General features: G+C 59.7%; 12 protein-coding genes, 1 tRNA gene and 1 pseudogene. 5 read left to right on the top strand and 9 right to left on the bottom strand.

Annotated features, from left to right (window positions below; genetic code table 11):
• Nucleotides 1-30: 30 nt before the first annotated feature.
• Genes QP965_RS05035 through nth form a run of 3 tightly spaced genes read right to left on the bottom strand, consistent with a single transcriptional unit; the run spans nucleotide 31 to nucleotide 1,958 of the window.
• Nucleotides 31-732, bottom strand: coding sequence for an NUDIX hydrolase (locus tag QP965_RS05035; RefSeq protein WP_284844293.1), 702 nt, complete (start codon nucleotides 730-732; stop codon nucleotides 31-33).
• Complete coding sequence (locus tag QP965_RS05030) at nucleotides 729-1,292, bottom strand: TlpA family protein disulfide reductase (RefSeq protein ID WP_284815678.1); 564 nt, start codon at nucleotides 1,290-1,292, stop codon at nucleotides 729-731. The genes QP965_RS05035 and QP965_RS05030 overlap by 4 nt, the downstream gene beginning before the upstream one ends.
• A gap of 9 nt (nucleotides 1,293-1,301) precedes the next feature.
• Nucleotides 1,302-1,958 (bottom strand): endonuclease III, encoded by a 657-nt coding sequence (nth, locus tag QP965_RS05025; protein WP_284844292.1) that lies wholly within the window; start codon nucleotides 1,956-1,958, stop codon nucleotides 1,302-1,304.
• Nucleotides 1,959-2,298: 340 nt separating this feature from the next.
• Here nth and glxR point away from each other — a divergent pair, with 340 nt between their 5' ends.
• Nucleotides 2,299-2,982 (top strand): CRP-like cAMP-activated global transcriptional regulator GlxR, encoded by a 684-nt coding sequence (gene glxR, locus QP965_RS05020; protein ID WP_005323128.1) that lies wholly within the window; start codon nucleotides 2,299-2,301, stop codon nucleotides 2,980-2,982.
• Nucleotides 2,983-3,201: 219 nt separating this feature from the next.
• On the opposite strand, the gene QP965_RS05015 is transcribed toward glxR, so the two are convergent.
• From QP965_RS05015 to QP965_RS05000, 4 genes are read right to left on the bottom strand one after another with little or no spacing between them, the layout of a single operon-like run.
• Entirely contained in the window at nucleotides 3,202-4,017 is an 816-nt protein-coding gene (locus tag QP965_RS05015) for an MBL fold metallo-hydrolase (protein ID WP_284844291.1), read from the bottom strand.
• 18 nt (nucleotides 4,018-4,035) lie between these two features.
• Nucleotides 4,036-4,494 (bottom strand): RidA family protein, encoded by a 459-nt coding sequence (locus QP965_RS05010; protein WP_284844290.1) that lies wholly within the window; start codon nucleotides 4,492-4,494, stop codon nucleotides 4,036-4,038.
• A complete protein-coding gene (gene sp36, locus QP965_RS05005; protein ID WP_005323131.1) occupies nucleotides 4,495-4,653 on the bottom strand; it encodes a Sp36 family protein in 159 nt (52 codons plus the stop codon).
• A 45-nt stretch (nucleotides 4,654-4,698) separates the two neighbouring features.
• Nucleotides 4,699-5,022, bottom strand: a complete 324-nt coding sequence (locus QP965_RS05000) for a WhiB family transcriptional regulator (RefSeq protein ID WP_005323132.1) — start codon at nucleotides 5,020-5,022, stop codon at nucleotides 4,699-4,701.
• A gap of 144 nt (nucleotides 5,023-5,166) precedes the next feature.
• Here QP965_RS05000 and QP965_RS04995 point away from each other — a divergent pair, with 144 nt between their 5' ends.
• The gene (locus QP965_RS04995; protein ID WP_284844289.1) at nucleotides 5,167-7,674 is read left to right on the top strand and encodes a transglycosylase domain-containing protein; all 2,508 of its coding nucleotides are present in this window, start codon (nucleotides 5,167-5,169) and stop codon (nucleotides 7,672-7,674) included.
• 27 nt (nucleotides 7,675-7,701) lie between these two features.
• Here the strand turns inward: QP965_RS04995 and QP965_RS04990 are convergent, their stop codons facing one another.
• Nucleotides 7,702-8,166: a GatB/YqeY domain-containing protein gene (locus QP965_RS04990; RefSeq protein ID WP_284844288.1), complete on the bottom strand. Its 465-nt coding sequence runs from the start codon at nucleotides 8,164-8,166 to the stop codon at nucleotides 7,702-7,704.
• A 33-nt stretch (nucleotides 8,167-8,199) separates the two neighbouring features.
• Between QP965_RS04990 and QP965_RS04985 the strand changes: the two genes are divergently transcribed.
• Together QP965_RS04985 and QP965_RS04980 are read left to right on the top strand one after the other, a co-directional pair.
• On the top strand, nucleotides 8,200-9,090 hold the full coding sequence (locus QP965_RS04985; RefSeq protein ID WP_250410959.1) for a metallophosphoesterase: 891 nt from the start codon (nucleotides 8,200-8,202) through the stop codon (nucleotides 9,088-9,090).
• 78 nt (nucleotides 9,091-9,168) lie between these two features.
• A tRNA-Pro gene (locus tag QP965_RS04980) sits at nucleotides 9,169-9,245 on the top strand.
• 35 nt (nucleotides 9,246-9,280) lie between these two features.
• Here QP965_RS04980 and QP965_RS04975 read toward each other — a convergent pair.
• Nucleotides 9,281-10,645, bottom strand: a complete 1,365-nt coding sequence (locus QP965_RS04975) for a CitMHS family transporter (RefSeq protein ID WP_284844287.1) — start codon at nucleotides 10,643-10,645, stop codon at nucleotides 9,281-9,283.
• 211 nt (nucleotides 10,646-10,856) lie between these two features.
• Here QP965_RS04975 and QP965_RS04970 point away from each other — a divergent pair.
• Nucleotides 10,857-11,375, top strand: a pseudogene (locus tag QP965_RS04970) (hypothetical protein); the annotation flags it as partial.

Here is an 11,375-nt window from a genome sequence, read left to right as displayed (position 1 = left end):
TAAAACGAATACGTACCGCGGCACAAGCGGTTAGGACATCTTCTCATTATTGCGGGAGTTTGTGAGGGAGTCACGCAGGTCCATGACTGAATTGTTATCCCATGGAACGCTCCACCCGGCGTGCTGCAATAGTGCCGAGAGCACACCGGCGGTAAAGCCCCAAATGACGTAGCCATTGGCGTGAAATGCTGGTCCTTGCCATTTCCTAAAGCCCACCATGAAGCGGTTGCGCGGATCGACCAACTCCCGGATCGGTACGAGAAACACGTCATCGGTTTCATCGGGGCTGGCGGGATAGACCTCCCCCGGCTGGGTCCAATGCGCCAGAATGGGGCTCACCGGATTGCCGGTGGCGCGGATATGCAGCTGATCCCACTGCTCCAGCGGGGTCACGGAGTTGCGCTGCAGATCCGTTTCCTCCCAGGCTTCCCGCAGCGCGGTATCCACCAGGGAGGTATCGGCGGGATCCCGGCGGCCGCCGGGAAAGGCAATCTGGCCCGAGTGCGAGCGCATGGACGGCGAGCGATGCGTGAGCAAAATGCTGGCCTCCTCCGCGCTCTCACCGCTCAGCAGCATGAGCACAGCCGCTTCCCGCTTAACTGGTACCTGCACATTGGTGCCATTGAGGGACGAAGCCTGCCGGTTGCCAATGAGCTCTTGCACCTGGCTGGGGTCTACCCCCAGCGCCGGCTTGAGCCAATCTGGCGTGCGCTCGGGAAGGAGTTGACTCATGCCGCAATCGCCTCCTCCACGGCCTTTTCAATCTCCGCTGCGGAGCTAAACGGTTGCGCAAATTGCTTGCGCACCTCACCGTCCTTTAACACCACGGTCACCGGCACCACGCCCGGCAGGCCCAGCTCACCGGCAAACTTATTATCCGAATCCTGGAAGCTCGGCAGCTCCACGCCCAAGTCATTCAGGAAGGCCGCACCATTTCCCGCGTTCTTATCCGCGTGCACGCCCACGACCTGCCAGTCCGGATGCGTTTCCGCCACATCCTGCAGATAGGGAAGTTCCGCGCGGCACGGCTCGCACCACCACGCCCACACGTTAACCACGGCTATGCCCTCATCGGCGGGCTTTCCGGCAGCCGCACCACCTAGGCACTCCAGCTCTACCCCAGCCACGGTGCCGGCCGGGCAGTCTGGGCGCTGCGGGACTTCTTGCGGGGAAGCCTCGCTTGGCGACGCCTCCTCGGATCCGCCCCCACCCCGTAACTGCGAGACCCCCACGACCGCGATAACGGCAATGAGGATCGCGGCAATCACCGTGCCAAGGACGTAGTTCTTCATACCGTTAGCCTAGCGCCCACGAGCAGCTGGACACATATCCCACAGAACGCATGCATCGCACTCCGGCGTGCGCGCATGGCAGACCTGGCGCCCGTGGAAGATGACGCGGTGTGAAAACATCGTCCACTCTTCTTCCGGCACGAGCTTAGCGATGTCCCTCTCAATCTTGACCGGCGTCTTCTCCCCCGTCAGCCCGAGCCGCTGCATGAGGCGGCCGAAGTGCGTATCCACGGTCAGTCCGGGGACCCCGAAGGCATTTCCGAGCACCACCAGTGCGGTCTTGCGCCCGACGCCGGGCAGGCTGGTCAGTTCCTTGACCGTGCGCGGGACCTCGCCTTGAAAATCTGCCACCAGCTTCTCCCCAATGCCCAAAAGGTGCCCCGCCTTGGCGCGCTGAAAGCCAAGCGGCCGCAGGATGCTCTCCAAGTCCGAGCGCTGCGCGGAAGCATAATCCGCCGCCTCTGGGTAGCGGGCAAAGAGTTCAGGGGTCACCGAATTCACGCGTTCATCCGTACATTGCGCAGAAAGAACGGTGGCAACGAGCAGCTGCAGCGGGGAGTCATAATCCAAGGCACACCGTGCATCCGGGTACTCCTGCGCCAAACGCCGATTTACCTCCGGTGCGCGCAGCTCCGGCGCGCTGGCCGCTGACAGTGCTGAATTCATGGGGTTTAGCTTAGTAGACTAGGAAAACATGATTTCACTCGTGATTCTGGTACCACTTGCCATCGCCCTTTTCGCCCTCCTGATGGAAAAGCTTGAGGCAGTCGTTTTTGCTGACTAGGCCGGAAAACTGCTGGCCTGAACCGTGCACTAGCACGAGTAGAGTTTCTATAGTGTGACAAAATTTCACTGAAGTACCAAAAGTGACCAATTACACTGTAAGATGAAACGCGTTACACAGTGACCCCGCTTGTTCCGCATTGTCGAGTGCACGAAAGACCGCACCCAGATGTGGCACAGGCTCATCTATGGACTTTCGTAGTCGACATCCAAGGAGTAAAACGTGGAAGGCGTACAGGACATCCTCTCCCGCGCCGGAATCTTCCAAGGCGTTGATCCCGTTGCAGTGCAGCACCTAATCGAGCAGATGGAGACCGTGCGCTACCCGCGCGGAACCACCATCTTCGACGAAGGCGAGCCTGGTGATCGCTTGTACATCATCACCTCGGGCAAGATTAAGCTCGCCCGCCACGCCCCAGATGGCCGCGAAAACCTCCTGACCGTCATGGGCCCATCCGATATGTTTGGCGAGCTGTCCATCTTCGATCCGGGCCCGCGCACCTCTTCCGCAGTGTGCGTGACCGAGGTTCAGGCCGCCACCATGAACTCCGAGCTGCTCAAGAAGTGGGTTGGTGACCACCCCGAAATCGCCCAGCAGCTGCTGCGCGTGCTGGCTCGCCGCCTGCGCCGCACCAACGCTAACCTGGCTGATCTCATCTTCACCGACGTTCCGGGCCGCGTGGCAAAGACCTTGCTGCAGCTGGCTAACCGCTTCGGCGTCCAGGAAGGCAGCGCCCTGCGCGTGAACCACGACCTCACCCAGGAAGAGATTGCCCAGCTGGTGGGCGCTTCCCGTGAGACCGTCAACAAGGCGCTGGCCACCTTCGCACACCGCGGTTGGATCCGCCTCGAGGGCAAGTCCGTGCTCATCGTCGATACCGAGCACCTCGCCCGCCGCGCTCGCTAAGACCGCGCCGGCTCACGACCCCGCCTCGGCGGGGTTTCGCTGGTTTTACCCCCCTTAACCAGTTCCACACCACACTTGTGGCCACGGTACGCTCCACACCGCACTGCCGGCGGGCCATACCGTGGCCACACGTTGACCCTGCGCGCCTCCTTCCTCAGCCCACAGAACAATTAAGCCCCTCTTCCCACCAAAAAGGAAGAGGGGCCAATGGAAATAGGCTTATTTAGCCTCGCCGTCCAAGTACTTCAGCGCGGTGCGCGTGGACTGCTCCGCAGCGTGGCGCAGCACCGGGTCCACATCGTCATACATCTCGTTGACCAGGGTATTCAGATCTACATCATCGCCTAGGCGGGAGCGGATCTCCTTAATCTGGTCAAGGCGGTAGTGGCGGCGGTCAATGTACTTGCGGGCCACCTGAGAGGTGTCATCCAAGTCTGGTCCGTGTCCCGGGAACAGCGCAATATCCTTACCGCGCTCTTCCAAGGTGTCGAGGGTGCGCAGGTAATCGGCCAAGTTACCGTCCGTCTCCGAAAGGAGAACGGTGTGGCGGCCGGCGATGGTGTCACCGGAGATAATGCCTTCGAGGCGGGAATTTGCTACCTCGCCGCTCCACACAAAGAAGCAGGTAGAATCCGCGGTATGCCCTGGGGTGTGCACGACCTCGAGACTTGGGGTGATGCCATCGAGGGAGATGTGCTCGCCGTCCTGGAGGGCCTCGGCACCATTGCAGTAGCTCGGATCGAAGGCGCGGATGGGGGCGCCGGTCATCTGCCGCAAGCGTTGTGCGCCCGAAGCGTGGTCATCATGGCGATGGGTAATCAAAATCAAAGCCACCTCACCTGCGTTGCGGTGCACAACGTTGAGATGGCCTTCATCCTCGGGACCCGGATCCACGACGATCGCCCGAGAGTCTTCAGCGGCGCGAATAATCCACGTATTCGTCCCCTCAAGGGCGGTGTAGCTGGGGTTATCACAAAGGACTACGCCAACGGACTGGCTGACGGGACGCAATTGACTATATGCGGGGTGCTCCATAGTTACTAGCCTATCCGATCAAGCAGCAATTTCTACGATTAGTTCGATCTCTACCGGGGCGTTTTTAGGCAACGCAGCTACGCCCACAGCGGAGCGAGCATGCTTTCCAGCATCCCCAAAGACCTCACCGATGAAATCGGAGGCACCATTGATAACTACCGGTTGGTCTGCATAGGCCGGATCGGAGGCCACAAACCCCACGATTTTTACCACGCGGGAGACATTGTCCAAGCCAACTTCGGCATCGATAGCGGCAAGAGCATTCAGCGCCGCGATACGAGCCTGTTCCTGGGCTTGTTCCGTGGTGACTTCGGCGCCAACCTTGCCGGTGAACGGCAGGGCGCCTTCCACGAGGGGAAGCTGGCCAGAGGTCCAGACCTGATCACCCACGCGCACGGCCGGCACATAGGAAGCTAGCGGCTTGGCGACGCCCGGTAGCTCATACCCCAGCTCCCGCAAGCGAGCATGAAAGCCCATTTACTCTGCCACCTCGCGCTTGAAGTAGGCCACGACGTTTTCCGGGTTAGGACCCGGGGTGACGGTGACCAGTTCCCAGCCATCTTCACCCCAAGAATCGAGGATCTGCTTGGTGGCGTGGGTAAGGACAGGTGCGGTTGCGTATTCCCATTTAGTCATGGGGCCCATTCTAACTATTAAATACGCCCCACGCCGTCTAAATTCTTAAATCCCGACGAGCTCACCACCCTGGGCCAAGTAGTGGGCCCAATCCGTAATGTGGGGGTTCTTGCGCAGCAGGGCTCGGCGCTGGCGCTCGGTCAGCCCGCCCCACACACCGAACTCGACGCGATTATCCAGGGCGTCGGCGCGGCATTCGGTCAACACCGGGCAGTGGCGGCAAATGACCGCCGCCTTGCGCTGTTCCGCACCGCGAACAAATAGGGCATCCGGGTCGCCCTTGCGGCATTTGGCCTGGGTGACCCACTCACCACGCTCGGGATTTCGGGCTGTATTAGACATTCCAGCAGTCTTCACACGAACGGTCATGGGTGAGTGTGCTCCTTCCCAGACGGAATACTATGTAACGCATCTGAGTCTATTCATCCAGGTAGAAGATTGTCTAACACGTCACACTTTAGGGGGTGCGAGTGATCTTCCACCTACCAAGGGCAACCACGTAGTGTATGGGGCGTGACTGTCATCAAATCTTTGGCCAAGATAGCCCTGTCTACGGTCTTGGTAGGAGCGCTCATCGCCCTGGCTCTTGCCCCCTTCGCGGGCATTTCCGGTGTGGCGATTGCCCGCACTAACGAAACCATGCAATCTGACCTGCAAGATCTGACTGCCGGCAATATCCCAGGCGTCACCACAATCAAAGACGCCAAGGGCAAGGACATGGCTTATGTCTTCAGCCAACGCCGCCACCCGGTAGAGAGCAAGAAGATCTCTAAGGCCATGAAAAACGCCATCGTCTCCATTGAGGACGAGCGCTTTTATGATCACGAAGGCGTGGACTTCCAGGGAAATTTCCGCGCGCTATGGACAAACCTGACGTCAGGCGGCGTCTCCCAGGGCGCTTCCACCATCGATCAGCAGTACGTCAAGAACTACCTGTTGCTAGTCTCTGCCACCACCGATGAAGAGCGCGCCGCGGCCACCGAGCAATCCGTGGCCCGCAAGCTGCGCGAGATGCGTATGGCCACCAAGATGGATGCGGAATTGGATAAGGAGGACATCCTCACCAACTATCTCAACCTGGTGTCTTTTGGTAACCATGCCTACGGCGTCGAGGCGGCGGCCCGCACCTACTTTGACACGCATGCTTCCGAGCTCACGGTGCCGCAGGCAGCAATGCTGGCCGGCATGGTCCAATCCTCTGAGCGCCTCAATCCCTATACCAACGCCGAGGAAGTAACCGACCGACGCAACCTAGTCCTGCAATCCATGGCGGATAATGGCCATATCAAGCAACAGGAAGCGGATAAGTATAAGGAGGAGAAGCTGGGCGTCGGCAAGAAGCCCAAAACGCTGGCCAATGGCTGCATCGGCGCCGGCGACCGCGGTTTCTTCTGTGATTATGTGCTGAAATACCTGGATAAAAAGGGCATTAGCGAGGATCAGCTGGCGCGCGGCGGTTACACCATCAAGACCACGCTGGATCCAACGGTGCAGGACAAGGCCCTCGAGTCCGTCCAAAGCCATACCAATCCGGATGCCCAGGGCGTGGCCGAAGTCATGAACGTCATCAAGCCCGGCAGGTCGGACCGCAAGGTGCTGGCCATGGTCTCCTCGCGCGATTACGGCTTGGACCTAGATAAAAATGAGACCATCCTGCCGCAGCCCTACTCCTTGGTGGGCAACGGTGCAGGTTCAGTCTTCAAGGTCTTTACCGCCGCGGCCGCGCTCGAAGCGGGCTATGGCATCAAAAACACCGTGGATGTGCCCACCCGCTACGAGGCGGAGGGCCTAGGCCATGGTGGCGCCGCCGGCTGCCCGGCGGACCGCTACTGCGTGGAAAACGCTGGTTCCTATAAGGCCACGATGACGCTGCAGGAAGCGCTGGCACACTCCCCCAATACGCCGTTTATCAAGCTCACGGAGCAGGTGGGCGTTGCACCCATCGTCGATATGGCCGTTCGTTTGGGCCTGCGCTCCTACGATGACAAGGGCAGCTTTGATAAAGACACCTCGATTGCTCAGCACACCAAGGACGCCAACTCCGGCTCCTTCACCTTGGGCCCGGACCAGGTCAACCCGCTGGAGCTTTCCAATGTCGGCGCCACGCTGGCCGCGGATGGCAGGTGGTGTGAGCCCAACCCCATCTCCCAGGTTACGGATAAGGAAGGCAACGAGGTCTATCTCAAGGAAACCCCGTGTGAGCAGGCCGTTGATAAGGACGTAGCCCGCGCGATGAGCAATGCCCTGTCCGAGGACGCCAAGCAAGGCACCGCCAAGGATGCCGCCCAGGCGGCCGGTTACTCCAGCCCAATCGCGGCCAAGACCGGCACCACCGAGTCCAACCAGTCCTCCGCATTCTTGGGATTCAACGAGGGCATTTCCGCCGCGCCGTATATCTATAACGATGGCACCTCCACCGTCCCGCTGTGTACCGGACCGGTGCGCCAGTGCGCGGGTTGGGGCAACCTCTACGGCGGCTTGGAACCGGCGCAGACCTTCTTCAGCATGGCTACGCAGCTGCCGATAGCGACCAAGGCCGGACTGCCGAACTACAACAAGAAGTACGACAACGGCACCACGGCCGATAAGACCCTTGATAGCCTGCGCGGCAAGTCCGAGACCGAGGCCCGCCAGACCTTGGAGTCCAAGGGCTACGTGGTCAAGACCTCCCGGGTCATCGGCGGCAATGTTCCTTATGGCCGCGTGGTTCGCGCGATTACCGGCAAGGACGGCAAGAAGAAGGGCGCGGAGATTACGCTGCAGCTTTCCGACGGCGCCGGGGCCTCCCAATCCCCTTCCTCCGGCGTGGCCGACGCCAACTCCACCGGCGCACAAAATAGCACCGGCGGCGGTAATGCCGACGGTGCTACGAGCCCGGGCCGCTCGACTGGCGGCACAGGCGGCGGAACGGGCAACGGCGGTGGCGGTACCGGCGGCGGGTTCTCGCCGGAAGACTTTGGCATCCGCCAAGAGGACATCGATAGCTTTGCCAACGACGTCCGCAGCCTGCTTGGCCGCTAAGCCTCGCCCGTTGCGGTCTCGCCCGCTTTAGCTCAGCTGGGACTTGACCTCGGCGGACAGGCGCTTGCCATCCGCCTGGCCGGCGGCCTTGGCATTGGCCACCTTCATTACTGCACCCATCTGCTTCATGGTGGGTGCTTCGCCGTTTTCGGCCTCAACCTCCGCGATAGATTCCTTCACCAAAGCCTGCAGCTCGGACTCGTCCAGCTGGCGGGGTTGGTAGGCCTCGAAGAAGGGGACGTCGGCAAGCTCGGCTTCCGCCAGCTCCGGACGGCCGTTGTCCTCATAAACCTCGGCGGACTCGCGACGCTTTTTGATTTCGCGCGCAATCACCTTGAGGATATCGGCGTCCTCCAGCTCATGCCGGGAACCATTGGTCTCCTCGGCCTGGATGGCGGCCAGCAAGGCGCGGATGGCCCTGGTGCGCTGCTTCTCCTTGGCCTTCATTGCGGTTTTCAGATCTGCACGGATGGATTGTTTTAGCTCGCTCATGCCTATCAATGTACGCCAGGTAGTGTGGTAGCCGTGAAACTTTTACGTATTCTTGGCGGCCTCACCGCTGCCGGCCTGGGCGCCGCGGCATGGGGCTATAGCGAACTGACCAAATTCGAGCTCAAGGAATATACGCTCCCCCTCCTGCCCAAGGGCACGCTGCGCGGTAAGCCAGAATTTCGGCTGCTGCATCTGTCCGATCTGCATATGATCCCCGGCCAGGAGACCAAGATTGCCTGGGTTTCTGCCCTCGACGCCCTGGAGCCGGACCTCGTGGTCAACACTGGCGATAATCTCTCCGACCAGCAGGCCGTTCCCGATACGTTGCGCGCTCTCGGCCCTTTGCTGGCCCGCCCCGGCCTCTTCGTCTTCGGCACCAATGATTACTGGGCACCGCAGCCGGTCAATCCCTTCAAGTACCTGCTGGGCAAAAAGCGCGAGCCCTCCTACGTGGACTTGCCATGGCGCGGTATGCGCGCCGCCTTCTTGGAGCACGGCTGGCGCGATGCCAACCAGGCCCGCCATGAATTCAAGGTAGGCAACGTCCGCCTTGCCGCCGCCGGCGTGGACGATCCGCACCACGATCTGGATGACTACTCCGAAATCGCCGGCCCGCCCAACGAGGACGCCGACTTGTCCCTGGCGCTCCTCCACGCCCCCGAGCCCCGCGTGCTGGAAAAGTTCGCGGACGATGGCTACCAACTTTCCCTGTCCGGCCACACTCACGGCGGCCAGATCTGCCTGCCCGGCTCCCGCGCACTGGTAACCAATTGCGGCATCGACCGCGACCGCGTGCAGGGCCTCCACGACTTCGGCCCGATGAAGATGCATGTTTCCAATGGTCTGGGCACCTCCAAATTCGCCCCGGTGCGCATTTTCTGCCGCCCTTCCGCCACTCTGCTGAAAATCACCGAGGTGGACTAAACCCAGCCACCTGCCGTTTTGTTGATTGCGCTCAGCTTGCGTTAAAGTATCCAGGTACCGCTTTTCAAGGCGGAACGCCGGGATATGGCGCAGGTTGGTAGCGCGCTTCGTTCGGGACGAAGAGGTCGCAGGTTCAAATCCTGTTATCCCGACCAATAGCCCGCAGCTTTGCTGCGGGCCTTTTTCGTTGTTACGCCAGCATTCCCGTAAATAGCGCCACGGCAACCAAGATGGCGGAGAAAATCCACGCAATTGGGAAAGCCAGCTTGAGGTATTTACCCATCTGACCTTCCGCAAGCCCCAGCGCCAACCACAATGCAGGAGAGAAGGGCGAAACAAAGGTGCCCACCACGTTGCCGATAATGAGCGCGCAGGCCGCACCCATGCCGCTGACCCCAAAGCTTTCAACAGTTCCTTGAACAATAGGAAGCACTGAGAAGTAATAAGCATCCGTCGAGGTCAACAAATCTAGCGGCACACCGAAGAAGCCCACGATCACATGGAGGTGCGGTGCGACGCTCTCTGGCAGAACGTTCACTAGTGTCAGTGCGATTTCCTCAAGCATTTTGGTTTCATTGAGGACACCCAAGAACATAGCGGCTGCAAGGATGACGCCTGCCATGGCCAAGGCATTGGGCGCGTGCCGTCGCAGGGCCTCACCCTGCTCCATGGGACCGCTGAAGTTGATAGCCAGAGTGATGGTCGTGGCAATGAGAAAGGCTGGGGCGGGCGGGACTACGCCCGAGAGCAAGGCCACCAAAACGGCAAGTGCAACGACGATATTGACCACGGTTACCCAGCGCCCTGTGCGGATGTGGTAGCCCAATTTATGTTGTTCACGCACCTGTGCAGCAGCGAATTCATCGGCCAATGCGTTAACGTCCACTGCAGTACCACCCGCTAGTTCTCCGCTTTCGCGCAGGCCCGCTATGCGTCGCTGTTCCCACCACCCCAAAAGCGCAGCCAAGAGGAATACCAGCACAATCGCCACGCCTTGAATAGGCAGGAGTTGCACCCAGATGGCATTGGGCTCCTGATCGACCACAGCACCGGCGCGGCCCAGCGGGCCGCCCCAAGGAACCATGTTCATGACCGAGGCAGCCATCGCCACAATGGTAATGAGCACGTAGCGCGACATGTTCAGCGCACGGTAGAGCGGCAAGAGGGCCGGGATGGTGATGAGGAAGGTAGTAGAACCCGATCCATCAAGGTGCGCTACTACACCAATCGCCGCAGTGCCCAGCGTTACGGCCATGATCCTTCCCCGGGTGGCCTTGATGAGCGCGCGAATGACTGGGGTAAACAGGCCGACGTCTTGCAAAATGCCGAAGAAGATAATGGCGAAGATAAACATCACCACGACGTTGATGACGGAATTTAAGCCCTCGCTGAAAAAGTCAGATATTTCACCTAGACCAAATCCACATATTAAGGCGCCAACTACGGGTACCAGCGTCATGGGGATGATGGGATTTACTCGGCCGCGGATCAAAAATCCCACCGTCACGAAAATGATGATGAGGCCCATGGCCGTGAGCCCGAGCGGGGTCTGCATAGTGCTCCTTCAAAAGTCGACAACTCACCATGTCCTACGCTACGAATACAAGCGAGTGTGACTCAGATTAAACCCCCGGCTATCGACAACGCCACTACCACCCCCAAAGTCCACACCGATTTAAATTGAATTACCTATAGATAGTCGTCACCACGAAGCAATCTTGAGTTCAGAGGGTCGTTGCAACACTTTCCCTTAGAAGGGTGTTGTTGTGTCTGAGATTATTGGCCCGTTTCATTCGTTGTCTGAATCGGATCGTCGTGGCTTAGTTGCCTTGGTTGGCAGTGGGCGTAGTGTCCGTTCGGCGGCTGGTGAGCTTGGTTGTCATTACGGGCATGCTTTGAATTTTTGTCATGCCTTTGGATTGCCAGTCGTGTTTAAAGCCAAACGAGTTGATCGCCGCGGTAGCCAGGCTTTCCAGCTTGTAGAGCTAGTCCGAAGCGGACTGTCGGTACGCCAAGCTGCTAAAAGATGTGGGATGCATCTTTCTGCGGCTTATGCCGTAGCTACGGAAGCTGGGTGCCATATCCGGTTGAGTCAGTATGCTCGGAAAGTCCGCCAGACGCAGTTAAGAGTGGAATATCTGCGCCTTCGGCTGGCGAGCCTGCCTGGTGGTGATGCTGGCGCGGCAGTAGGAATTGATCGTCGACTGCGAGAGTGTCTGATGGTTTGTGTGTGGGTTTCCAACCTGCATAAGGAGATAAGCCAGAATGACTACTGTGGCACGACG

The organism is Corynebacterium sp. MSK074, from assembly GCF_030229735.1.
In the GTDB taxonomy this organism is placed as follows: domain Bacteria; phylum Actinomycetota; class Actinomycetes; order Mycobacteriales; family Mycobacteriaceae; genus Corynebacterium.
This window is presented reverse-complemented; position numbering and strand designations above follow the sequence as displayed.